Origin of the sequence: Accumulibacter sp., assembly GCF_029255145.1 — a bacterium.
Lineage (GTDB): Bacteria > Pseudomonadota > Gammaproteobacteria > Burkholderiales > Rhodocyclaceae > Accumulibacter.
Window position 1 is genome coordinate 1 of sequence record NZ_JAPUVQ010000107.1, and the last position, 23493, is coordinate 23493.

Here is a 23493-nt window from a genome sequence, read left to right on the forward strand (position 1 = left end):
ACCTATCCGAAGGAGCCTTTGCTGGCGGCCGTGGCGCAGGCGCTGCAGTTCGGTCTGTTCGACAGGGGTCGCCTGGAGCACATGATCCTGCAGCAGGTGGCGGGGGATTTCTTCAATCTGGACGATGGAGGTGATGATGCGTGAGCGTCTGAAGGCTTTGCTTGGGCAGATGCGCTGGTCGGGGATGGCGGCGGTGCTCGATGCGGAACTCGACCGGGCCGAGCGGCAGGGGACGCCGGTTCCGGAGGTGGTCTTCCGTCTGCTCGGCGCGGAAGACGCGGCCCGACGCGAGAAGAGTCTGGCTTATCGCCTGAGCCAGGCGCATTTGCCTTTGCCCTGGACTTTGCAGTCGTTTCCTTTTGCGCGGCAGCCGAGTGTGAACAAGGCGCAGGTGATGGCGCTGGCCGGACTGGAATTCCTGCGCCGGGGCGAGAACGTGTTGTTGATCGGTCCGCCAGGGACCGGCAAGTCCGGGATTGCGGTGGGGCTGCTCAACCAGTTGTGCCGCATGCCGCTGATCGCCATCGATGAGCTGGGGTACCTCAACCTGAAGCCGGAACAGGTCAACGCGTTCTTCCGCCTGATGGATCAGCGCTATAGCCTGGGGCTGTCAACGCTGATCACGACGAATCTCGATCTGCCCCGCTGGTACGAGTTGTTTTAGAAGAAGCCGCTCGTCGATGCGCTGCTCGACCGGCTTCAGCACCGCTGCATCATCGTGCGCGTGAGCGGACCCTCTTTGCGCAGTGAGCCAGGAAGCGCCCCGACGATCGCGACCGCGGCCTCGACAGCGGCGGCTAAACGCTCGGCGTCGAGGCGTGCTTCTGAAAGATGCCGGGAGGTTCTTCGAGAGCGGAACCGGGACGCTCATTAAACACGCCAAGGCGAGAGCCGAAGAAACGGGGCGGCCCTTCCGCCATCTTGCGTCGGCGCCCGCATCGAACCAGCCGCGTGATTGCCAAGGTCACCAACTCTCGCCTCTACGGCGTCGCGCAATAGAGACAAATCCTGCGGGGGAATTTCATAAAGGTTGCAGCACATGAAATCTTACATCCGTACCAAGGGGTACGAATCCTGGCTGGAACACTGCCCAGCGTGCCACCCGTTCTTTTTGGTCCACTAACGCAATCATGCCTTTGGCGTGTTTGGTTTAGAGTATTGTTTTCTGGCTGGCGTCGGCCTTGGGAGCCTTTTTCGGGACCGTCTTCTTGGTAGCACGGGACGTAGAGAATGCATGATTTCGGGAGCGATCAATGAGTGAAACCCTGTTCGGCAACCCCTCGCTGCCCGCCTTCCTGCTGGCCAGCCTGGTGCTCGCGGCGACGCCCGGGCCGGGGGTTTTTTACATCCTCGCGCGCACGCTGGCGCAGGGCAGGCGGGCCGGGCTGTGTTCGGTCGCTGGCGTGGCGATGGGCAACCTGGGCAACGCCATCGGCGCAGCGGTCGGTCTGGCCGCGCTGCTGGCAATCTCGTCGTTGGCGTTCGCCGTCGTCAAGTACGCCGGCGCCGCCTACCTGGTCTATCTCGGAATCAAGGCGCTGGGTGCGCGCTCGACAGCGGAAGAGGCGACTTTCGGCGAGGCCGCGCTGGCGCCGATCTTTCGCGACGGTTTTGTCGTCGCGCTGCTCAATCCGAAGACGGCCTTGTTCTTTGCCGCTTTCCTGCCGCAGTTCATCGATCCGGCGGCTTCGGCGCTGTGGCAGAGCGTGTTCTTCGGTTCGCTGTTCGTGCTGATTGCGGTCGTCACCGACAGCCTCTACGTGCTGACCGCAAGCGCCGTGTCGCCGGCCTTGAGCCGCCTCGACGACGCGCGCGGGGTCGCCCGCTACCTGAGCGGCAGCGTGCTGATCGGGCTGGGGGTGCTGGCGGCGCTGAGCGGGTCGCGCAGCGCCGAGTAAGTGGCGTCGGCGAAGCCCTCGCACGCGCTGCGGCGAGGCAGCACAGCTCTCAGCCGGCGGCTTTCGCCGCGCTGGCCGCAGAACGCTTCCTGACCCCTGCCGACGCAGACGGCGACGGCCCGACCAGGCGACGTGCTTCGGCGACGATGGCCGCCACCGTGATGCCGAAGAACTCGTAGAGCTGCGGCGCCGGCGCGGATTCTCCGAAGCGGTCGATGCCGACCACCGCACCATTGCTGCCGACGTACTTCCACCACAGGTCGGGATGGCCGGCCTCGACGGCGACGATCGGGATGGCCGGCGGCAGCACCTGCTGCCGGTACGCCAGCGGCTGCAGGTCGAAGCGCCGCGTGCAGGGCATGGCGACGACACGGGTGGCGATGCCTTCCTGTTCGAGGGCGGCCTGCGCTTCGACGGCGAGGCCGAGTTCGGAACCGGTACTGACCAGCACGACGGCCGGGGCGCTGCTGCTCGCCTCGCGCAGGACGTAGCCGCCGAGCTTGATGGCGGCGATCTGCTCGGCGGTGCGTGCCAGCGCTGGCAGGTTCTGCCGCGACAGCAGGAAGCACGATGGGCCATCTCGCCGTTCGAGGGCTTGCGTCCAGGCGACGGCGGTTTCGACGGCGTCGGCCGGGCGCCACACGTCCAGGCCCGGGATCAAACGTAAGGATGCCGCGTGCTCGATCGGCTGGTGTGTCGGCCCGTCTTCGCCGAGGCCGATCGAATCGTGGGTATAGACCATCAACTGCCGCAGCTTCATCAGGGCAGCGAGGCGAATCGCGTTGCGGGCGTAGTCCGAAAAGACCAGGAAAGTTGCGGTGTAGGGAATGAAACCGCCATGCAGCGCGAGACCGTTGGCGATCGCCGTCATGCCGAATTCGCGGACGCCGTAGCTGACGTAGTTGCCGCCGGCTTCGCGGTTGGCGGGGCGCGTGCCGCTCCAGTTGGTGAGATTGGAACCGGTCAGGTCCGCCGAGCCACCGAGCAGTTCGGGCAGCGCCGGGGCGATCGCTTCGATAACGTTCTGCGAAGCCTTGCGGGTGGCGACGGCGCTGGTCTGTGCCGCCAGCTGATCGAGCAACTCGGCGACGCGGTCGTGCCAGTCGGCAGGCAGTTCGCCGAGCGTCCGCCGCTCGAACTCGGCGGCCAGTTCGGGGTAGGCGGTGCGATAGGCAGCGAATTTCGCCGCCCAGCTCTTCTCGGCGGCGGCTCCCCGGGCGCGCGCGTCCCAGCCGCCGCGAACGTCGGCCGGGATCTCGAACGGCGCGAACGGCCAGTCGAGCTGTCGGCGGGTGTCGGCGATCTCGCTGACCCCCAGCGGCGCGCCGTGCACATCGTGCGTGCCGGCCTTGTTCGGCGAACCGAAGCCGATCATCGTCTTGCAGCAGATCAGTGTCGGCTTGCCGGTCTGCGTCCTGGCGATGCGGATCGCGGCTTCGATCGAATCCGCATCGTGACCGTCGCAGTGCGGCACCACGCGCCAGCCGTAGGCCTCGAAACGCTGCGGCGTGTCGTCGGCAAACCACGGCTGCACGTGGCCGTCGATCGAGATGTCGTTGTCGTCGTAGAAGACGATCAGCTTCGACAGCGACAACCGCCCGGCCAGCGAGCACGCCTCGTGCGAAACGCCTTCCATCAGACAGCCATCGCCGATGAAGGCGTAGGTGAAGTGATCGACGACCTTGTGTCCGCTGCGGTTGAAGGTCTCGCCGAGCAGACGCTCGGCGAGCGCCATGCCGACCGCGTTGGCAAGACCCTGGCCGAGCGGTCCGGTGGTCGTTTCAACCCCCGGCGTGAGCCCGGCTTCAGGGTGTCCCGGCGTCTTCGAATGGAGCTGTCGAAAGCGCTTCAGCTCGTCGATCGGCAGGTCGTAGCCGCTGAGGTGCAGCAGGCCATAGAGCAGCATCGACCCATGCCCATTGGACAGCACAAAACGGTCGCGGTCGGCCCAGCTCGGGTTGGCCGGATTGTGCTTGAGGTGGTGGCGCCAGAGCACTTCAGCAATATCGGCCATACCCATCGGCATTCCCGGGTGGCCAGAGTTCGCCGCCTGGACGGCATCGATGGCGAGAAAGCGCAGTGCATTGGCGCAGCGGCGGCGTAACTTGCGGGATTCGGTGGGCACGGCGACCTCCTTCAATCAGGGCACGGAAACAGTCCTTGAGCAGCGAACCGCTGCCCGGCTTTAGCGCGAGCGGCGCTTCTTGTCCATCAGTTGCATGATCATCGGTGTGAAGATGATCTGCATCGCCAGACCCATCTTGCCGCCCGGACAGACGATGATGTTCGGGCGCGACATGAACGAGTTGTCGAGCATGCTCAGCAGGTAGGGAAAATCGATCCCGTGTGGATTGGCGAAACGGATCACCAGCAGGCTTTCGTCGGGCTGCGGGATGTCCTGCGCGATGAACGGGTTGGAAGTGTCGACCGTCGGCACCCGCTGGAAATTGACATGCGTCCGGGAGAACTGCGGGCAGATGTAGTTGATGTAGTCGGGCATCCGTCGCAGGATGGTGTCGACCACCGCTTCGGTCGAGTAACCGCGCTGCGCCTTGTCGCGATGCAGCTTCTGAATCCATTCCAGATTGATGATCGGAACGACGCCGATGCACAGGTCCACGTACCGTCCGACGTCAACCCGGTCGGTAGTGGCGGCGGCGTGTAGACCCTCGTAGAACAACAGGTCGGTGCCTGCCGGAAGATCGGTCCACTCGGTAAAGGTTCCCGGCGGCGCGCCATACAGTTCGGCTTCGGTGTCGTCGTGCACGTAGTGACGACTGCGACCACGGCCGGTCTCGCCGTACTCGCGAAACAATCCTTCGAGTTCCGCGAGCAGATTGGCCTCGGGTCCGAAGTGGCTGAAATGGTGGTCGCCGGCCAGGCCGGTCTCGATCATCTGGGCGCGCATCTCCTGGCGGTCGTAACGGTGAAAGCTGTCGCCCTCGATGATCGCGGCATCAAGCTGTTCGCGCCTGAAGATGTGCTGGAAGGCGCGCGTGACGGAGGTGGTGCCGGCGCCTGAGGAGCCGGTAATGGCGACCACCGGGTTTTTTATCGACATGCGGGGTATCTCCTTTTCGTTACCGTGGAAGTCGTGAGCGTCAGAGAAACAGTTGCGGCCGGCGTAGTGTCGGTCAGTCGTCTCGGAACAGGGTTCGCGTCGAGAACAGTGGCGACCTGAATGGCTGGTCCTCGCCGGTGGCGTGCTCGCGATGATAGCGTTCGATGCGCTCGACCTCGTCGCGCGACCCGAGAACCACCGGCACCCGCTGATGCAGGCTGGTCGGCTGTACATCGACAATGCGCTCGCCACCGGTTGACGCCAGACCGCCGGCCTGGGCGACGATCAATGCCATCGGGTTGGCTTCGTACATCAGCCGCAGACGTCCCGGCTTGGACAGGTCCTTGCTGTCACGCGGATACATGAAAACGCCACCGCGCATCAGGATGCGGTGCACTTCGGCGACCATCGACGCCACCCAGCGCATGTTGAAGTCCTTGCCGCGGACGCCGCCCTGGCCGGCCAGGCACTCGCTGACGTAGCGCTGGATCGGTGGTTCCCAGAAGCGCTCGTTCGAGGCGTTGATCGCGAACTCGCGCGTTTCAGGCGAGATCCGGAGATTCGGATGGGTCAGCAGAAACTCGCCGATGTTGCGATCGAGCGTGAACCCATGCGTGCCGTTGCCGACGGTCAGCACCAGCATCGTCGACGGGCCGTACAGCGCGTAGCCGGCGGCCACCTGCGATGACCCCGGCTGCAGGAAGTCGGCCACGCCAGGCCCCCCGTCACCAACATGCTCGGGGCAGCGCAGGACCGAAAAGATGCTGCCGACCGAGAGGTTGACATCAATATTCGAAGAACCGTCGAGCGGGTCGAAGACCAGCAGGTAGCGACCGCGAAGGTTCCCGGACGGGATCGGATAGATGTCTTCCATTTCCTCCGAAGCCATCGCCGCCAGGTGACCGCCCCACTCGCAATGGCGAAGGAACGCCTGGTTGGCCAGCACGTCCAGTTTCTTTTGCGCCTCGCCCTGAACGTTTTCCTGCCCGGCATCGCCAAGGACGTCGGCCAGCGATCCACGCGACACGCCCTGCGCAATCGCCTTGCACGAGCGCACAATGTCGCTGATCAGCATCGAGAAGTCGCCAGCCAGCGCCGGATTGCGGCGCTGCTCCTCGACCAGAAACTTGTTAACGTTGGTGCGTCCGCATAGCATGGTGCTACTCCAGAAGATGAAATGTTTCGTAAGTCGCGGTACGAACCTGATTCTAGCGGCCTGATCGAAAAACTCTAGTTAAAGGTATTGTTCGTTTTGTTTAAGAAAAGCTAATTAATGAGAAACGCCACGATCCGCCAGTTGCAAATCTTTTCGGTGGCCGCCGGCCACCTGTCGTTTGCGCGTGCCGCGGAGAACCTGCATCTGACGCACGCGGCGATCTCGCTGCAGATCAAGCAACTCGAAGACGTTTGCGGCGCGCTGCTGTTCGAGCGCATCGGCAAACGCGTCTTCCTCACCGAGGCGGGCGAGATTCTGCTCGAACATGCACGCCAGATTCTGCAGTCGCTGAAAGACGCCGACGAGGCGCTGCTGGCCTTGAAGGGCTTGAAGGGCGGACGCATCGCCGTCGCCGTCGCCAGCACCGCCGAGTACTTCGCGCCGGGACTGCTGGCGCAGTTTCGCAAGACGCAGGCCGACGTACGCATCCGCCTGCTGATCGACAACCGTGACACGGTGAGTCGCCTGCTGGCCGGCAACGAGGTGGACCTGGCGATCATGGGCCGTCCGCCCGCGACGCTCGACGCCACTTCCGTAGCTTTCGCACCGCACCCGCTGGTAATCGTCGCCAGCACGGAGCATCCCTTGACCCGGCGTGCAAACGTCGCCGTCGAAGACCTCGCCAGCGAAACGCTGATCGTTCGCGAAGCGGGGTCGGGAACGCGCTCGGCGATGGAGGAGTTCTTTCGCGACCGTTCGATCAAGCCACGGATCGGCATGGAAATGGGCAGCAACGAAGCGATCAAGCAGGCGGTTGTCGCGGGACTGGGGATCAGCTTCATTTCCCAGCACACGCTCGGACTCGAACTGAGCGCCGGACGTCTGGGGATCCTGAAAGTGGAAGGAACGCCGGTGATGCGTCGCTGGCATATCGTCCGCCACCGCAGCAAGCACCTGACTCCCGCGCTGGCCGCTTTCTGGGACTTCGTTCTGGAATTTGCGCCGGCCTACCTGCGCAAACTGGCCTGACCGAAGACCCCGGGAAGCATTCCGGCATACCGCTGGAAAGCGACTCGAGCGCGCCGGCAGCCGACGCTTTCCCCGGTCAGGCAAAGCCGGTGCGGACCGTCTCGGCGAGTGGCAGGCGCGAGGGTTGCAGGCGGTGCACCGGGAAGACGATCCTGGCGATGCAGCCGGACTGCTCCTCACCGCTGGCGCCAACCGTGTTCGGCCGCAGACTGGCTGCGGCTTGATGGACTTCGGCGATTTCACGAACGATCGCCAGGCCGAGCCCGCTCCCCTCGCCGTCCCTTCCCTCGGCCCGGTAGAAGCGGTCGAAGACCTTGTGCGAGTCTTCGTCGGAAATTCCGCTGCCGCTGTCTTCGACCTCAAGCAGGGCGAAATCTCCCTGGGTGACTACGCGTGCGGTAACCCGTCCGCCAGCGGGCGTGTAGCGCAGCGCGTTGTCCAGCAGATTGTTGATCATTTCTCGCAACAGAAACGCATTGCCGAGGATGGGCACTGCGCCGGCGGGCTCGTAACCCAGATCGATGCGCTTTTCGAGCGCCTGGACGACCCATGTCTCGACGATTTCGCGCAGTATGTGATCGAGATCGAGCACTGCCAGCGTTTGCGGCGAGTGCCCACTGGCCTCGGCGCGCGCCAGCGCCAGTAACTGGTCGACCAGGTGCGAGGCGCGGTCCACACCGGTCAGAATCTGCCTGAGGGCATGCCGCAACTCGGCCGGGTCACGCTCGCGCATCGCCAGTTGCGCCTGCGTCTTCAGGCCGGTGAGTGGCGTCCGCATCTGGTGGGCGGCATTGGCGATGAAGCGCCGCTGCGCGTCGACGTTGTGCTGCATGCGCGCCAGCATCGAGTTGAATGCTTCGGTCAGCGGCCGCAATTCCTCGGGGACGCGACCCAACGAGATCGGCGAGAGGTCGGCTTCACGGCGCGCCTCAATGCGGTTCCGCAGCCGGGTCAAGGGGCGCAATCCCTGCGACAGGCCGAACCACACCAGAACGACGGCCAGGGGAATGATCACGAACTGGGGCAGGATCACACTGGCAATGATCTTGTTGGCCAGCTGCGAGCGTTTTTCGGTCGTTTCCCCTACTTCGATCAGCACCCAGCGGTCGGCCGACTCCGCGCTGCCGAACAGGTACATGTAGGCGACGCGCAGCGCCTGCCCACGGTACTCGTCATCGCGGAAATGAATCTCGCCGTGCTCATTCTTCAGCGCGCTGCCAGGAAGCTGCGGCGCCGGCAGTTCCGGGTCGCCGGCGATCAGCGCGCCGTTACCGTCGAGCAAATGAAAATAGACGTTGTCGATCTCGTCGGAGCGCAGGAAGACCTGTGCCATTTCCGGCAGCGCCAACTGCGGATAACCCTTGTCGAAAACGACCTGGCGCGAGATCGCCGACACATGTTCGCGCAGTGACTGATCGTAGGGGTAGCTGGCGACGCTGTTGGCGAAATAATGGGTGAAGGCAATGCTGATCGGCCACACGAACAGCAGCGGTGCCAGCATCCAGTCCAGGATCTCGCCGAACAGCGAGCGCTGAACGTCAGGGTCTTGTCTCTTCCGCAGGTTTCTCAAGGTAGTATCCGAGACCGCGCACGGTGGTGATATTGACGCCGGTGGCTTCGAGCTTCTTGCGCAAGCGGTGGATATAGACCTCGATGGCGTTGTGACTCACCTCCTCCCCCCAGCCGCAGAGGTGATCGACGAGTTGGTCCTTGCTGACCAGCCGCTTGGTCCGTGACAGGAGGATCTCGAGCAGCCCAAGCTCGCGGGCGGAAAGATCGAGCATCTGGCCATTCACCAAGGCACACCGATCGGTCTGATCGAAAGTCAGCGCGCCGCACTCGATCAGCCGTGCCGTACCCGACGAGCGGCGGCTCAGCGCCCGCACACGCGCCTCCAGTTCAGGCAGCTCGAAGGGTTTGGCCATGTAGTCGTCAGCGCCCAGATCAAGCCCCTTGACCCGATCGTCGATGCCATCAAGCGCGGTCAGGATCAACACCGGCGTTGTCGACTTGCGGGCGCGCAAGCGGCGCAAGACGTCCAGTCCGGGCAGTCTGGGCAAACCCAGGTCGAGGATCACCAGATCGTACACATTGGTCATCAGGGCGGTATCGGCATCAATGCCGTTAGCCGCGCAATCGACTGCGTAACCCGCCTTGCGCAGTGAGCGGCAGAGGCCATCGGCAATGATTCGATCGTCTTCAACGAGGAGGATACGCATCGTTCTCCCTTCCCGGCCCGGCGTACGTAAGCTGCCTGTAAGCCCCAACCCCTAGGCTACGCACGCTGTTCTCCATTTTATGGTCTTGGGAGTTCTGGTTCCGACCAGAACCCGGGGAGGATCCGGCTACCCACCGGCTACTCCCCGCCATCTTTTTTTCGTGGTCAGCAGTGCCGGGCCTGCGGGCATTCGGCTCCCGCGCACAGACTGCCAACTTTACGAGTGTAACATGCTGCGCCGGTCGTCTTCTTGCGTCGGCGCGGGATCGCGCAGAAGACTCGGTGGCGAGTTGGCCAGGGATCGCTCAGTCCCTGTCGTCGTCGGACTCGGGCCCAAGAGCGCGTTCGGCCAGCTTCACCCAATAACTCACGCCGACCGACAAGATCTCGTCGTTGAAGTCGTAATGCGGGTTGTGCAGGGTGCAGCCGCCGCTGCCGGGGCCGTTGCCCAGCCAAACGTAGCAACCCGGCTTCTCGCCAAGCATGTACGCGAAATCTTCGGCGCCCATCGAGGGAAGTTCCTTGTCGCGCAGCCGGTCGGGACCGAGCAGCTCACGCACCACGGCCCGGCAGATTTCGGTTTCGGCGGCGCTATTGACGGTCGGCGGATACCGATGATCAAAGCGCACCGAGATCTGCGCGCCAAAGGCGCTGGCGATCCCGCTGCATAGCCGCTCGACTGAACGCTCGACCAGCGACTGCGTAGCCGGATTGAAGCTGCGAATGGTGCCGCGCAAAACGGCGTCGTCGGGGATGATGTTCCACGCTTCACCGGCGTGAATCTGCGTGACGCTGACCACGGCCGACTCGCAGGGGTGTACGTTGCGGGCGACGACCGTCTGCAGCGCCAGCACCAGCTGGCTGGTGACGACCAGCGTGTCGACACCCTGGTGTGGCATTGCCGCATGGCAACCTTGTCCACGCACGAGAATTTCGAAGGCGCAGGTTCCGGCCATCACCGGACCCGGCATCACCGCCATTTCACCGACCGGGATGCCGGGCCAGTTGTGCAGGCCGAAGACGGCACCCATCGGAAACTGCTCGAACAGACCTTCGGCAATCATCACCGCTGCCCCGCCCTCGGATTCCTCGGCAGGCTGGAAAATGAAGTGGACCGTGCCGTCGAAATCGAGAACATCGCGGTGCTCCGCCATGTAGCGCGCGGCGCCGAGCAGGATCGCGGTATGGCCATCATGACCACACGCATGCATCAGTCCGGCGTTGGTCGAACGGTGCGCGAAGTCGTTCTTCTCTTCGAGGGGAAGCGCATCCATGTCGGCGCGCAGCCCGATCGCGCGGCCACTGGTGCCCTTGCGCAAGCTGGCGACGACGCCGGTCCTGGCCAGACCGCGATGAACCCGCAGACCGCAGCTGTTCAACTCGCGGGCAACCAGATCGGCGGTTCGCAGCTCGTTGAAAGCGAGCTCCGGATGCGCGTGAATGTCGCGCCGAATCGCCGCCAGATCGGCGAGAAAAGGGATCTTCAAAGCAGCCATGAACCTGACCTGATAAGCTGGGGCATTCAGTGTAAGCGAGACTGACTTGCTGGTGGAGCCAGGCATCCGTTATGCTTGGCGGTATGCATCTCGTTCTCATCAGCGGCCTCTCCGGTTCCGGAAAATCGATTGCACTCAAAGTGCTGGAGGATGCTGATTACTATTGCGTCGACAACCTGCCGTCACAGTTGTTGCAGCCGCTGGTCGCGCAACTGGATCAGCTCGGCTACGACCAGGTCGGGGTAGTGATCGACAGTCGCGGCGGCGACAGTTTGTGCACCCTGCCACCGCAGCTTGACGCACTGCGCGCCAAGGGGGTCGACTTGCAGTTCCTGTTTCTCGACGCCCAGGACGCCACGCTGATCAAGCGCTACTCCGAAACGCGCCGTCGGCATCCGTTGGCCAGCGACCGCTTGACGCTGACCGAGGCGATCGCCGAAGAGCGCGTTCGCCTGGCCGGCTTGGCGGCACTCGGTCACCACATGGATACCAGCGTCCTGAAGCCCAGCGCTCTGCGCGAATGGGTACGCCAGTTCGTTGCCACCGATGCTTTCCCGGACTCCCCGCAGGGCGGGCTGACGCTGCTGTTCGAATCGTTCGGTTTCAAGAATGGCATACCGCTCGACGCCGACCTGGTTTTCGACGTCCGCTGCCTCCCCAATCCGTATTACGAACAGAATCTGCGCGCGCTGACCGGCCTTGACGCACAGGTGATCGCCTTTCTCGAGGCCGAGCCCGAAGTGCTGCGCATGCGCGGCGACATCGCCGGCTTCGTTCGCGACTGGTTGCCCGCCTACGTTCGCGACAGCCGCAATTACCTGACCGTTGGGATCGGCTGCACCGGCGGCCAGCATCGCTCGGTCTACCTGGCCGAGCGTCTGGGACGCGAGTTTCGCAGTTGCGCGCGGGTACTGGTGCGTCACCGCGAATTGCCGCCGCCGGCGATGACTGCTCTCGGCATCGCCTGATGCGCTGGCTCGGGCTGCTCAGGCCCGGCGACTGGCTGCTGGTGGCGCTTGGCCTGCTGTTCTGTGCGCTGAGCATTCCGCTGGCCTGGCAGGCGGGCGTCGCCGACAAAGCGATCGTCAGGCGTGGTGGCGAATTGTTCTCCGAACTTGACCTGTCGCGCAACGGCCGGATCGACGTTCCCGGTCCGCTCGGCACGACCACCGTCGTGGTAGACAAACGTCGGGTACGCGTCGCGTCCGATCCCGGTCCCCGCCAGTACTGCGTCCGCCAGGGCTGGCTGGCGCGCCCGGGAGAAATCGCCATCTGCGCTCCCAACCAGGTCAGCGTCGAAGTCCAGGGAAGCAAGCGCAGGTACGATTCGCTGTCGTATTGAGGGCGGTCAGATGACAGCGATGGCACCACATCACGCGCCGGCTTGCGATCGGCACGGATGGCGGAATCCGGGTTATAATCCGACGCTCAATCCGAGGGGCGCTGCAGGGCTGTCGTTCGACAGTTTCAGGCTCGGATTTCTCAAACGGCGCTCATCCAACCAACCCATGCCGGGCATGGGAAGATGGGTGGGCCCAGGCTGAAGTCCTTCGGCAGGCACACACCGCTTTCCATCCCGCGCAAAGTTCTGAAGGAGAACTGCCGTGCTGGATACTGTTCGCCAAACGCAAGACTACGTAATTGCCGACCTCGGCCTCGCCGACTGGGGCCGCAAGGAAATCCGCATCGCCGAAACCGAGATGCCTGGCCTGATGGCGATTCGCGAGGAATTCGCTGCCGCCAGGGCGCTGCAGGGAGCGCGCATTACCGGTTCGCTGCACATGACCATCCAGACTGCCGTGCTGATCGAGACGCTGACCGCCCTCGGCGCGGAAGTGCGCTGGGCGTCGTGCAACATCTTTTCGACACAGGACCACGCGGCCGCCGCGATTGCCGCGTCGGGCACGCCGGTCTTCGCCGTCAAGGGCGAGTCGCTGGCGGAGTACTGGGATTACACGCACCGGATTTTTGATTGGCCGGACGGCGGCTTCAGCAACATGATCCTCGACGATGGCGGTGACGCGACGCTGCTGCTGCACCTTGGCGCCAAGGCTGAAAGCGACCCGTCGGTGCTTGCCAAGCCGACCTCGGAAGAGGAAACCATCCTGTTCGCCGCGATCACGGCCAAGCTGGCCAGCGATCCCGGCTGGTACTCGGCGCGCCTGGCGGCGATCAAGGGCGTCACCGAGGAAACCACCACCGGCGTCCATCGCCTCTATCAGATGCACGCCAGAGGCGATCTCAGGTTCCCGGCGATCAACGTGAACGACTCGGTCACCAAGTCAAAGTTCGACAACCTCTACGGCTGTCGCGAGTCGCTGGTCGACGGCATCAAGCGCGCCACCGACGTGATGATCGCCGGCAAGGTCGCCCTGATCGCCGGCTACGGCGACGTCGGCAAGGGTTCGGCGCAAGCCATGCGCGCGCTCTCGGCGCAGGTCTGGGTCACCGAAGTCGACCCGATCTGCGCGCTGCAGGCAGCGATGGAAGGCTACCGCGTGGTGACCATGGACTACGCCGCCGACAAGGCCGACATCTTCGTCACCTGCACCGGCAACTATCATGTGATCGACCATGGTCACATGGCGAAGATGAAGGACCAGGCGATCGTCTGCAACATCGGCCACTTCGACAATGAAATCGACGTCGCCGCGATCGAGGGCTACCAGTGGGAAGAAATCAAGCCACAGGTAGACCATGTGATCTTTCCCGACGGCAAGCGGATCATCCTGCTGGCCAAGGGTCGCCTGGTCAACCTGGGCTGCGGCACCGGGCACCCGTCCTACGTGATGAGTTCGTCGTTCGCCAACCAGACGATCGCCCAGATCGAGCTGTTCACGCGCACCGCCGACTACCCGATCGGCGTCTACACGCTGCCCAAGCATCTCGACGAAAAGGTCGCCCGCCTGCAACTCAAGAAACTCAACGCACAGCTCAGCGAGTTGTCCGACGCACAGGCTGCCTACATCGGCGTTCCCAAGGACGGTCCCTACAAGCCGGACCACTATCGCTACTGATCGAGCAGCCGCGGGGGAATCGTGATGCGGCTGATCGTGCTCTGGCTGCTCAACGCCTGTGCGCTACTCGCCGTCGCCTACCTGATGCCATCATCGATAGAGGTGGCTTCGTTCGCGGCGGCGATGGCCGCGGCGCTGGTGCTGGGGCTGGTGAACGCCGTCCTGCGTCCCCTGCTGGTGCTGCTGACCTTGCCGGTCACGCTGCTGACGCTCGGACTCTTCCTCTTCGTCCTCAACGGCCTGATGTTCTGGCTGGCGGGTTCGCTGCTTGAAGGCTTCGTCGTCAGCGGCTTCTGGCCGGGGGTCTTCGGCGCCATGCTGTACAGTATTTTCTCGTCGATCCTTTCCTCGCTGTTCGCCGGGCGGGAAGGCCACAGATAGCCTCGTGATGACAGACCACATTCCTACCTTCAGTCTCGAACTGTTTCCACCGCAGACCCCCGAGGGCGCGGAAAAGCTACGCGCCGCGCGTGCGCGCATGGCACTGCTCAAACCGCGGTTCTTCTCGGTCACCTTTGGTGCCGGAGGTTCGACGCCCGACCGCACGCTCGAAACCGTGCTCGAGATCCAGCGCGAAGGTCATCAGGCGGCACCACACCTGTCATGCATCGGGTCGACACGCGACAGCATCCGCAGCATCCTCGAACAGTATCGGGCGCAGGGAATCCGGCATCTGGTTGCGCTGCGCGGCGACCTGCCGTCGGGGATGGCCAGACCCGGGGCGTTTCGTTACGCCAACGAACTGGTCGAGTTCATCCGCACCGAGACCGGTGACTGGTTCACCATCGAAGTCGCTGCCTACCCGGAATACCACCCGCAGGCCAGAAGCCCGCAGGACGACCTGCTGGCATTCAAGCGCAAGCTCGACGCCGGCGCCAATTCGGCGATCACGCAGTATTTCTACAACTTCGACGCCTACGCGCACTTCGTCGACCAGTGCCAGACGATCGGCATCGACGTGCCGATCGTTCCGGGGATCATGCCAATCAGCAGCTACAGCAGCCTGGCCCGCTTCTCGGACAACTGCGGCGCGGAAATACCGCGCTGGATCCGGAAACGGCTGGAAAGCTACGCCGACGATAGCGCATCGATCCGCGCTTTCGGGCTCGACGTGGTGACCGGACTGTGCGAACGTTTGCTGGCCAGCGGAGCGCCTGGGCTGCATTTCTACACGCTCAACCAGGACGCACTGACCAGCACGCTCTGGCAGCGACTCCGACTGTCATGAGCCGCTGACCATGGCTGCGCGCGAGCTACCGGTAATCGTCCGCTATGCCCTCGAACTGTTCGCGCCGCTTGGCACGCTGCGGGTCAAGGCGATGTTTGGCGGCTGGGGCTTCTACTGCGACGACCTCTTCTTTGCGATCGTTGCCAGGGACGTTCTCTACCTCAAGGCAGACGCCCAGAGCGCGGCGACCTTTGCCGCCGTCGGCGGCGAACCCTTCCGCGTGCGGTACAAGGATGGCCGCAGCGAAACGATGAACTACTGGACGGTCCCCGAAGACGCGATGGAAAGTCCGGCCGGGATGCAGCCGTGGGCGCGCGCGGCGCTGGCCGCGGCGGCCCGCAATCGCCAGCCTGGGAAGTCGGCCACGCGGACTGCGGTGGCGGGGGTCAAGCGGTAGCCGCGGAAAGCCGATAAAGGCGTCCCCGTTCACCCGCCGTCCGGGCTAGAATTGGCCGGTTTACGGGCGCTGACCACTCGACGAGGGCGCATGAAGGATTATTACGCAGTGCTGGGCGTACCGAGCGATACGTCCGGCGAACAGCTGAAACAGGCTTATCGCAGGAAGGCCTCGCAACTTCACCCCGACCGCAACGACGCGCCCGACGCTGCCGACCGCTTTCGCGACGTACAGGAAGCGTACGAAACGCTTTCCGACGCCAGCCGGCGGCACGACTATGACGAGAATCGACGCCGCAATCTGCTCGAGAAGCCGCTTGAAACCGCTCGGGAGATCTGGACCAACTATCTGGAAGGAGTACTGCATTGAGGCTGTCGCCATTCTTTGAAGAGCTGAAATCTGCCTACGAGGCAGAACTCGACGACCTGATGACCGACTCGGCGGGCCACGACGTCCTGGCGAAAAGGCTGCGGCAGAAGCGCAAGCAGCTTCCCGATCTGCTGCCGATGATCGCGTGCAATCCGGAAATGGTGGCCGTCGCCTTCCACGATGGCATGGACTTCTCGGTCCCGAACTCGGCGGTGATGCGTGACCTGCTGGCACAGGAACCCGAAGACCTGCCGCCCTGGGAAGTGCTGCGGGAAACCGTTCACCTGCAACCCTGGGCCGCGGAACTGGCGGAAATCGTCCTCAAGGATCCTGACGGTGAGCGCTTCCTGGTCGTCACGGCGTGTCTGGAGTACCTGCACGGCCGCGCCAGCGCCTCCATCGAGCCGAGCCCGGGGCAGCCCCGCGACGACTTCGACGAGGAGGATCCCGACGCCGATGTCGATCTCGAAGAAGCCGGCGCGGACTGGCTTGCCGAACAGGGATTCGACCGCAAAGACCGCTATTCTGGAGATAGCTGATGAGCCATCCGGTCCTGGTGAAAGCAGAGAAACTGATCAGCGTCGGCGATATCGTCGGCGCCGAAGCGGCCCTGACATCGCTGGTCGACAGCGACGGCGACGGCGCACTGGTCATTGCCCTTGACGATTTCGCGGCCAAGGACCTGTTGGCCGTTCTCCGCGACTTCGATTCCTCGAAGGAATCGGTGGTCAGCCTGCTGGTCTTGCCGGAACAGTTTGCCCGGGCGATCGTTCTCGAACGGCGCTACGGCGACGCCAGTCACGAGCGCCTGCGGTCTACCATCAATGCGGTCATCTTCCGCGCCGATAGCGATCCAGGCGAGTTTCTCGATGCGATCGGCGAAGTCGAAGGCGGCTGCGAGACGCTGGCCGATTACCTGAGCGATCGTGCCGAAATCGTCGAGTATTTCTTCCGCACCGGCACCTTCGGCTATTTCGACGACGGCGACGAAGCGGCTGCCGAGCTGACCGACGACGAGCGCCTGGACGAGCTCTCCGACCCCGACGCCAATCGCCCATTCCTCAGTCACAGCGAAGTCAGCGATCAGGACTGGATGCAACTGACCTGGACGCTCCGCTACCAGCATCCGGAGATCTTCCGCGAGGTGCTGCTGATCCTGCGGGCGCGAGCACGGAACGAGGAACCCGAGGAGGCCGAAACGGCGGGGCGTGCCAACGAGCAGCGGCGACCCCCGGGTGAGCCAGAGGAAGAGTCCGCGCTGTAGAGCGCCGACGACTGCCCCCATCGGCCCCGACCCGACCTTTCCGGCAGGACAGCCTTCCACCGATGCCTGATGACCGCCGCCAGATCGCCGTTTTCGACGACCGGCCATTTTTTGAAAGAGCACTCGCTCTCGGCGTCCGCAGCGGCGTGCTCGGCGACGACAGCATCACCAGCATCCGCAACGACGGAGCGAAGGGAATGGTGCAGATCGCCGAGTATTTCGGCACCCAGTACCTGCGCCCGAATATCGAAGAAGCGCGCATCCGGATCGTCAATCTGGTCAGCCTGTTCCTCGAAGAAAGCAGCGCCGGCGATCTCGAACGAGCGGCGCGATCGCTGCGCGACAACACCTTCCTGTCGCATTCGCGTGGCGGCTCGGAATTGCTCAAGAGCCTCTGGGCCATGCCCGAGGATAGCTCGTTCGGGATCCTCGTCAGGCAGTCGCAGAGGTCGTTTCTCGCCGACTGGTCGCTCAAGAGCCACGCCGAGTACCGGCAGGCCCGCGAGCAGCGGCAAGCGCATCAGGTGACGATAGCCGCCGCGCTGTGGTTTGCCGAACGCCTCGGGACGCCCGCAGCGGAGATTTCGACGGTCGCTGTCGAATCACTCATCCGCACCGCCATGCTGCTTTATCTGAGCGGCAGCACGACCGCTGCGCTACCCAATGCTGCCGAGTTCGTGGACATTCTTGCCACCCTACGCAAGAAGGGAATCCCGGGCAAGGGCCGGAAGCGCATCGCCGAGGTCTTCAAGTCCCTGCCAGAGTCTTACCAGGCGGTCGCCAGGCGCGAATTGAAGAAGGTCGAAAGCGAGGACCTGCCGAGAATCGTCGATCCCTCGCAGGCGATGAACCGGCTGATCCCGGAGTTGGAGCCGCTGTACTACTTGCGCGATTTCGGTCCCGAGGATGCCAGCCAGTTCGACGCCGCCGTCTCGGCGGACTGGCAGAAGATCACTGGCGGGAAGATCGACGACAATTCGCTGCTGACGATCTTTCTCTGTCTGGCGACCGACACGCCGCCCAAGGCGGCACTCAGCAAAGTCGCCGCAAGAAACGTGATCCGCAAGGTCCGGGCCGATGGCCTGCAGCGCCAGCCGGTACTGGTCTTCATCCGGGCATTCGCCCCTTATCAACTGCAGCAAGACCTGGAAGCGCTGTGGGACGAACTGTTCCCGGAAGTCGAAAGCGCCCTGTCAGACCCGTCCGATACCGCGCTCGACCGCGCACTGGCCTTCCTGAAGGAAAACTGCGTCGTTCGCTGATCCGCCGCGTGTGCGCCCGCTGCCCAATCCCCACCTGCGCCCACGCGCTGGCCTGACCACCAGGCAGCCGCCGCCGCTGCGGCGCTGGCTCAGTGTCGCGAGATCAGCCACACCCCGGCCAGGACCAGCGCAGCACCCACCATCTGGCTCAAGGACAGCGGCTCGTCGAGCAGCCACCAGGCGAAAGCGATGGTCAGCATCGGCCCCAACGTTCCGATCATCACCGAACGGGCTGCGCCAATCCGACGGATCGCCGCCGACTGCAGGAACACCGGCAGCACCGTGGACAGCAGTGCCATGGCCACCCCGTAAGCGTAGATTGGCAGCGGCTGGCGCAGCGTCGACAACGGTTGCGTGGCCAGGAAGTGAAGCTCGGTGGCCAGCGTCGAGACGAGCATCGCCAGCGCCGTGAAGCGAGCCGAACCGAGCCGCTGGATCATCGGCCCGCTCCCCGCCAAATACAGCGCGTAGGACAAGGACGAGGCAAAGATGAAGGCCGAACCGACCAGCACCGTAGCGGTTTCTCCAGAGAACTCGAGGTCGTGGAAGAAGACCAGGCCGATTCCGGCATACGACAACAGCAAGGCTCCGATTTCGCGCCGCTGCAGCGTCTTGCCCATGAACAGCACACCGATCATCACCGTCAAGGTCGGGTAGGTAAACAGGATCAGGCGTTCGAGGCCAGCACTGATATAGCCTAGTCCGATGAAGTCGAGGATACTCGCACCGTAGTAGCCCAGCAGCCCGAGGACGCTGAGCTGCAACCAGTCGCGGCGCGGCAGCGGCGGCGCCGCGCGGCTGGCGTGCAGGCCGATCGCCAGGAAGAAAGGCAGCGCAAACAACATCCGTAGCGACAGCAGGGTGACCGGGTCGACCGGCACGGCCTGCGGGACCGCATAGGCGAGCTTGACGAAGATCGCCTTGAACGAGAAGCCGAAAGCCGCCACGACCGCCAACGCGACGCCGTGGGTTTCGGAGGACCAGTGTTTCCAAAACATAGCAAGGCCAGCAAGACGTTGCGGACGCCGCAGGCGACGCATAAGGGGCGCCCACTGTACTTCAACAGCCCGCGGCCGGCAAACCCGCTCGCTGACCGGGCGACCCGCCAACAGGCCCGGCGTCCGCCGACGCCGCCTGCGGTCCCGTACAGAGTGCCCGGCTGGCTTGACAAAGCCTGTCCCGGGCAGGTAAATTTGCCCCTGCCCGAGCCTGAGCGCCGGGTTCGCGCCGATTTGACGTAAACAGATTGCGGGCGCGTTAAAAATTCCGCTAAAGCGAGGCCCACACCAAGACCCGTCGAGCTTTGCGCCGACGGGTTTTTTGTTTTTGCAGAGCCGCGCCAGACCAGCCACCAAGGGATACCCATGCAGCCTGACCGTACCGCCGAACTGAAGACCTGCCTCGAACGGAACATCCTCGTCCTCGACGGCGCCATGGGCACCATGATCCAGCGCCACGGGCTGCGCGAGGCCGATTACCGCGGCCGCCGCTTCGCCGACCACCCGCATGACCTGAGAGGCAACAACGACCTGTTGCTGCTGACCCGCCCCGAGCTGATCCGCGCGATCCATGCCGAGTATCTGGCAGCGGGCGCCGACATCGTCGAAACCAACACTTTTAACTCGACCAGCGTTTCGCAGGCCGATTACCACCTGCAGGCGATCGTTCACGAGCTGAACTTCGCTGGCGCGCAACTGGCGCGCTCAGTGTGCGACGAATTCACCGCGCTCGACCCGGCCAAGCCGCGCTTTGTCGCCGGCGTTCTCGGACCGACCTCGCGCACCGCGTCGATCTCGCCCGACGTCAACGACCCCGGCTATCGGAATACCAGCTTCGACGAACTCGTCGAGACCTACCTCGAAGCGGTCCACGGGCTTTGCGAGGGCGGCGCCGACATCGTCCTGGTCGAGACCGTTTTCGACACGCTGAACGCCAAGGCGGCGCTCTTTGCCGTCGAGCAGTATTTCGGGCAGGTCGGTCGCCGCTGGCCGGTGATGATTTCCGGAACGATCACCGACGCTTCCGGCCGCACCTTGTCCGGGCAGACCGCCGAGGCTTTCTGGAACTCGCTGAACCACATCCGGCCGCTCAGCTTCGGGCTCAACTGCGCGCTCGGCGCCGCCGACTTGCGCCAGTACGTCGAGGAGTTGTCGCAGATCTGCGACTGCTTCGTCTCGGCGCACCCCAACGCCGGTCTGCCGAATGCTTTCGGTGGCTACGACGAAACCCCCGAACAACTCGCCGCGGAAGTCTCCGACTGGGGCCGCAAGGGCTTCGTGAACATCGTCGGCGGTTGCTGCGGCACCTCGCCGGAGCACATCGCGGCGATCGCCGGGGGCGTCGCCGGGGTCGCGCCGCGCGTCATCCCCAAGCTCGAATGCAAACTCCGGCTATCGGGCCTCGAACCGTTCAACGTCGGCAAGGACTCGCTGTTCGTCAACGTCGGCGAGCGGACCAATGTCACCGGCTCGAAGGCCTTTGCCCGGATGATTCTCGAAGGCCGCTTCGACGATGCCCTGGTGGTTGCCCGTCAGCAGGTGGAAAACGGCGCGCAGGTGCTCGACATCAACATGGACGAGGCGATGCTCGACTCGCGGGCGGCGATGGACCGCTTCCTCAAGCTGATCGCCAGCGAACCCGACATCTCGCGCGTGCCGATCATGATCGACTCGTCGAAGTGGCAGGTCATCGAAGCCGGACTGAAATGCATCCAGGGCAAGGGGATCGTGAACTCGATCTCGATGAAGGAGGGCGAAGAACAATTCCTGCGGCAGGCGCGGCTGGCGCGCCGCTACGGCGCGGCGGTGGTGGTGATGGCTTTCGACGAAAGCGGGCAGGCCGACACCTTCGCCCGCAAGACCGAAATCTGCGCGCGCGCGTACCGTCTGCTCACCGAACACGCCAACTTCCCGGCCGAGGACATCATCTTCGACCCGAACATCTTCGCCATCGCCACCGGCATCGAAGAGCATGACAACTACGCCGTCGATTTCATCGAGGCCTGTACGTGGATTCGTGCCCGGCTGCCCGGCGCGCAGATCTCCGGCGGCGTTTCCAACGTCTCGTTCTCGTTCCGCGGCAACGACGCGGTGCGTGAAGCGATCCACACCGTTTTCCTGTACCACGCGGTCAAGGCCGGGCTGTCGATGGGTATCGTCAATGCCGGCATGCTCGGCGTTTACGACGATCTCGACCCGGCCCTGCGCGAGAAGGTCGAGGATGTGGTGCTCAACCGCAGGCCGGACGCCGGCGAAGCGCTGGTCGAGTTTGCGCAGACCGTCAAGGAGGGCAAGGCCAGGGATACCGGCCCGGACCTCCGCTGGCGCGAGCTGGCGGTAGCCGAGCGCCTGACGCATGCGCTGGTCAAGGGAATCAACGACTACGTCGTCGCCGACACCGAGGAATGCCGCGCGGCGCTGGCGGCGGCCGGCAAGCCACCGCTGGCGGTCATCGAAGGGCCGCTGATGAACGGCATGAACGTCGTCGGCGACCTCTTCGGCGCCGGTAAGATGTTCCTGCCGCAGGTGGTCAAGTCGGCGCGAGTGATGAAACAGGCAGTCGCCCACCTGATTCCCTATATCGAGGCCGAGAAGCTGCGCACCGGCGTCAGCAGCAAGGGCAAGATCGTCATCGCCACGGTCAAGGGCGACGTGCACGACATCGGCAAGAACATCGTCGGCGTGGTCCTCGGCTGTAACGGCTACGACGTCGTCGACCTCGGGGTGATGGTTTCCTGCGACAGGATCCTGCACGCCGCCCGCGAGCACGGCGCGCAGGCGGTGGGACTGTCAGGCCTGATCACGCCGTCGCTCGAGGAAATGACCCATGTCGCCGCCGAAATGCAACGCCTCGGCTTTGCCGACGGTATCGACGGGGACAGCGCGGTGCCGGTACCGCTGCTGATCGGCGGCGCGACGACCAGCCGCGTGCACACCGCGATCAAGATCGCTCCCAGCTACGCCGGACCGGTGGTCTACGTTCCCGACGCCTCGCGCGCCGTCGGCGTCGTCACCCGGCTGCTGTCGATCGACAACGCCTCCAGCTTCAAGGCCGAGCTGGCTGCCGACTACGAGAAGCTGCGCACCCAGCACGCCAGCAAGAAAGGAATCAAGCTGGTGACCCTGGCCGCGGCGCGCGACAACCGTTTCGCCTGCAACGGTGATCCGTCGTACCGGCCGGTAGCACCGAACAAGCCGGGGCTGCACGTGCTGCGCGACGTCGACCTGGCGACGCTCGCCGGCTATATCGACTGGGGGCCGTTCTTCCAGACCTGGGACCTGGCTGGCAGCTACCCGAAGATTCTCGACGATGAAATCGTCGGCAGCGCCGCACGCAGCGTCTTCGCCGACGCCCAGAAAATGCTGGCGACGATCATCGACGAGAAATGGTTGAGCGCCAACGCCGTTTTCGGCCTGTACCCGGCCAACGCTGTCGGCGACGATATCGAGATCTACGCCGACGAATCGCGCAGCACCAAGCTGATGAGCTGGCACAACCTGCGGCAGCAGCACGAGCGCCCCGCCGGCAAGCCGCATTACTGCCTCAGCGACTTCGTCGCCGACCGCGGCACACCGGACTGGATCGGTGCTTTTGCCGTCGGCGCCGGCTTTGGGATCGAGACCAGGCTCGCCGAATTCGCCGCCGCCAACGACGATTACCACGCGATCATCCTCAAGTCGATCGCCGACCGCCTCGCCGAAGCGTGTGCCGAATGGCTGCACGCGCAGGTGCGCCGCGACTACTGGGGCTACGCCAGCGATGAAAGCCTGGACTGCGAGGCGCTGATCCGCGAGGACTATCGCGGCACCCGGCCCGCCCCCGGCTACCCGGCCTGCCCCGACCATACCGCCAAGGGCGCCCTGTTCGTGCTGCTCGACGCCCCCGGCAACGCCGGCATGGAACTGACCGAATCGTTCGCCATGATGCCGGCGGCGGCGGTCTCGGGCTTCTATCTGGCACACCCGCAGGCGCGCTATTTCGCGGTCAGCAAGATCGCCCGTGACCAGCTCGATGATTGGGCAGCGCGCGCCGGCTTCAGCACCGCCGAAGCCGAACGCTGGCTGGCGCCCTTGCTCTAGAGCGAAGAACGGGCGGCGCC

General features: G+C 64.3%; 21 protein-coding genes and 2 riboswitches. Of the genes, 14 read left to right on the forward strand and 7 right to left on the reverse strand.

Annotated features, from left to right (window positions below; genetic code table 11):
- Nucleotides 1–136: 136 nt before the first annotated feature.
- The gene (locus tag Q1L50_RS10960; RefSeq protein WP_300338521.1) at nucleotides 137–664 is read left to right on the forward strand and encodes an ATP-binding protein; all 528 of its coding nucleotides are present in this window, start codon (nucleotides 137–139) and stop codon (nucleotides 662–664) included.
- Nucleotides 665–1253: 589 nt separating this feature from the next.
- Nucleotides 1254–1898: a LysE family translocator gene (locus Q1L50_RS10965; RefSeq protein ID WP_300338524.1), complete on the forward strand. Its 645-nt coding sequence runs from the start codon at nucleotides 1254–1256 to the stop codon at nucleotides 1896–1898.
- A 49-nt stretch (nucleotides 1899–1947) separates the two neighbouring features.
- Here Q1L50_RS10965 and tkt read toward each other — a convergent pair whose 3' ends face one another.
- From tkt to Q1L50_RS10980, 3 genes are all read right to left on the reverse strand, one after another.
- The gene (gene tkt / locus Q1L50_RS10970) at nucleotides 1948–4023 is read right to left on the reverse strand and encodes a transketolase (RefSeq protein WP_300338526.1); all 2076 of its coding nucleotides are present in this window, start codon (nucleotides 4021–4023) and stop codon (nucleotides 1948–1950) included.
- Between the two features lie 60 nt (nucleotides 4024–4083).
- Nucleotides 4084–4959 carry a phosphoribulokinase gene (locus Q1L50_RS10975; RefSeq protein WP_300338529.1) on the reverse strand — a complete coding sequence of 292 codons (876 nt, stop codon included), beginning with the start codon at nucleotides 4957–4959 and terminating at the stop codon, nucleotides 4084–4086.
- Between the two features lie 73 nt (nucleotides 4960–5032).
- Nucleotides 5033–6115, reverse strand: coding sequence for a class 1 fructose-bisphosphatase (locus tag Q1L50_RS10980; protein WP_300338531.1), 1083 nt, complete (start codon nucleotides 6113–6115; stop codon nucleotides 5033–5035).
- A 117-nt stretch (nucleotides 6116–6232) separates the two neighbouring features.
- Between Q1L50_RS10980 and Q1L50_RS10985 the strand changes: the two genes are divergently transcribed.
- Nucleotides 6233–7144, forward strand: coding sequence for a LysR substrate-binding domain-containing protein (locus tag Q1L50_RS10985; RefSeq protein ID WP_300338533.1), 912 nt, complete (start codon nucleotides 6233–6235; stop codon nucleotides 7142–7144).
- A gap of 76 nt (nucleotides 7145–7220) precedes the next feature.
- Here the strand turns inward: Q1L50_RS10985 and Q1L50_RS10990 are convergent, their stop codons facing one another.
- The 3 genes from Q1L50_RS10990 to Q1L50_RS11000 form a co-directional block, all read right to left on the reverse strand.
- Complete coding sequence (locus Q1L50_RS10990; RefSeq protein WP_300338535.1) at nucleotides 7221–8714, reverse strand: sensor histidine kinase; 1494 nt, start codon at nucleotides 8712–8714, stop codon at nucleotides 7221–7223.
- Nucleotides 8683–9363, reverse strand: coding sequence for a response regulator transcription factor (locus tag Q1L50_RS10995; RefSeq protein WP_300338538.1), 681 nt, complete (start codon nucleotides 9361–9363; stop codon nucleotides 8683–8685). The genes Q1L50_RS10990 and Q1L50_RS10995 overlap by 32 nt, the downstream gene beginning before the upstream one ends.
- A gap of 304 nt (nucleotides 9364–9667) precedes the next feature.
- Nucleotides 9668–10858 carry a M20 aminoacylase family protein gene (locus Q1L50_RS11000; RefSeq protein WP_300338540.1) on the reverse strand — a complete coding sequence of 397 codons (1191 nt, stop codon included), beginning with the start codon at nucleotides 10856–10858 and terminating at the stop codon, nucleotides 9668–9670.
- An 83-nt stretch (nucleotides 10859–10941) separates the two neighbouring features.
- On the opposite strand from Q1L50_RS11000, the gene rapZ reads away from it, so the two are divergent.
- From rapZ to Q1L50_RS11050, 10 genes are all read left to right on the forward strand, one after another.
- Complete coding sequence (gene rapZ / locus Q1L50_RS11005; RefSeq protein ID WP_300338541.1) at nucleotides 10942–11826, forward strand: RNase adapter RapZ; 885 nt, start codon at nucleotides 10942–10944, stop codon at nucleotides 11824–11826.
- Complete coding sequence (locus Q1L50_RS11010; RefSeq protein WP_300338544.1) at nucleotides 11826–12200, forward strand: NusG domain II-containing protein; 375 nt, start codon at nucleotides 11826–11828, stop codon at nucleotides 12198–12200. Before rapZ ends, Q1L50_RS11010 begins: the two co-directional genes overlap by 1 nt.
- 87 nt (nucleotides 12201–12287) lie before the next feature.
- Nucleotides 12288–12360, forward strand: a riboswitch (S-adenosyl-L-homocysteine riboswitch).
- A gap of 105 nt (nucleotides 12361–12465) precedes the next feature.
- Complete coding sequence (gene ahcY / locus Q1L50_RS11015; RefSeq protein ID WP_300338600.1) at nucleotides 12466–13875, forward strand: adenosylhomocysteinase; 1410 nt, start codon at nucleotides 12466–12468, stop codon at nucleotides 13873–13875.
- Between the two features lie 24 nt (nucleotides 13876–13899).
- Nucleotides 13900–14256 (forward strand): phage holin family protein, encoded by a 357-nt coding sequence (locus Q1L50_RS11020; RefSeq protein ID WP_300338545.1) that lies wholly within the window; start codon nucleotides 13900–13902, stop codon nucleotides 14254–14256.
- 7 nt (nucleotides 14257–14263) lie between these two features.
- Entirely contained in the window at nucleotides 14264–15103 is an 840-nt protein-coding gene (gene metF, locus Q1L50_RS11025) for a methylenetetrahydrofolate reductase [NAD(P)H] (RefSeq protein ID WP_300338547.1), read from the forward strand.
- Between the two features lie 10 nt (nucleotides 15104–15113).
- Nucleotides 15114–15500 (forward strand): TfoX/Sxy family protein, encoded by a 387-nt coding sequence (locus Q1L50_RS11030; protein WP_300338550.1) that lies wholly within the window; start codon nucleotides 15114–15116, stop codon nucleotides 15498–15500.
- A gap of 90 nt (nucleotides 15501–15590) precedes the next feature.
- The gene (locus tag Q1L50_RS11035; RefSeq protein ID WP_300338553.1) at nucleotides 15591–15869 is read left to right on the forward strand and encodes a DnaJ domain-containing protein; all 279 of its coding nucleotides are present in this window, start codon (nucleotides 15591–15593) and stop codon (nucleotides 15867–15869) included.
- The gene (locus Q1L50_RS11040) at nucleotides 15866–16408 is read left to right on the forward strand and encodes a hypothetical protein (protein WP_300338556.1); all 543 of its coding nucleotides are present in this window, start codon (nucleotides 15866–15868) and stop codon (nucleotides 16406–16408) included. Before Q1L50_RS11035 ends, Q1L50_RS11040 begins: the two co-directional genes overlap by 4 nt.
- Complete coding sequence (locus Q1L50_RS11045; RefSeq protein ID WP_300338559.1) at nucleotides 16408–17133, forward strand: hypothetical protein; 726 nt, start codon at nucleotides 16408–16410, stop codon at nucleotides 17131–17133. The genes Q1L50_RS11040 and Q1L50_RS11045 overlap by 1 nt, the downstream gene beginning before the upstream one ends.
- Nucleotides 17134–17195: 62 nt before the next feature.
- Nucleotides 17196–18395 carry a hypothetical protein gene (locus Q1L50_RS11050; protein WP_300338562.1) on the forward strand — a complete coding sequence of 400 codons (1200 nt, stop codon included), beginning with the start codon at nucleotides 17196–17198 and terminating at the stop codon, nucleotides 18393–18395.
- Nucleotides 18396–18484: 89 nt separating this feature from the next.
- Here Q1L50_RS11050 and Q1L50_RS11055 read toward each other — a convergent pair whose 3' ends face one another.
- The gene (locus Q1L50_RS11055) at nucleotides 18485–19393 is read right to left on the reverse strand and encodes a DMT family transporter (RefSeq protein WP_300338565.1); all 909 of its coding nucleotides are present in this window, start codon (nucleotides 19391–19393) and stop codon (nucleotides 18485–18487) included.
- 216 nt (nucleotides 19394–19609) lie between these two features.
- Nucleotides 19610–19691, forward strand: a riboswitch (SAM riboswitch).
- Nucleotides 19692–19759: 68 nt separating this feature from the next.
- Between Q1L50_RS11055 and metH the strand changes: the two genes are divergently transcribed.
- The gene (gene metH, locus Q1L50_RS11060) at nucleotides 19760–23473 is read left to right on the forward strand and encodes a methionine synthase (protein ID WP_300338568.1); all 3714 of its coding nucleotides are present in this window, start codon (nucleotides 19760–19762) and stop codon (nucleotides 23471–23473) included.
- Nucleotides 23474–23493 lie beyond the last annotated feature (20 nt).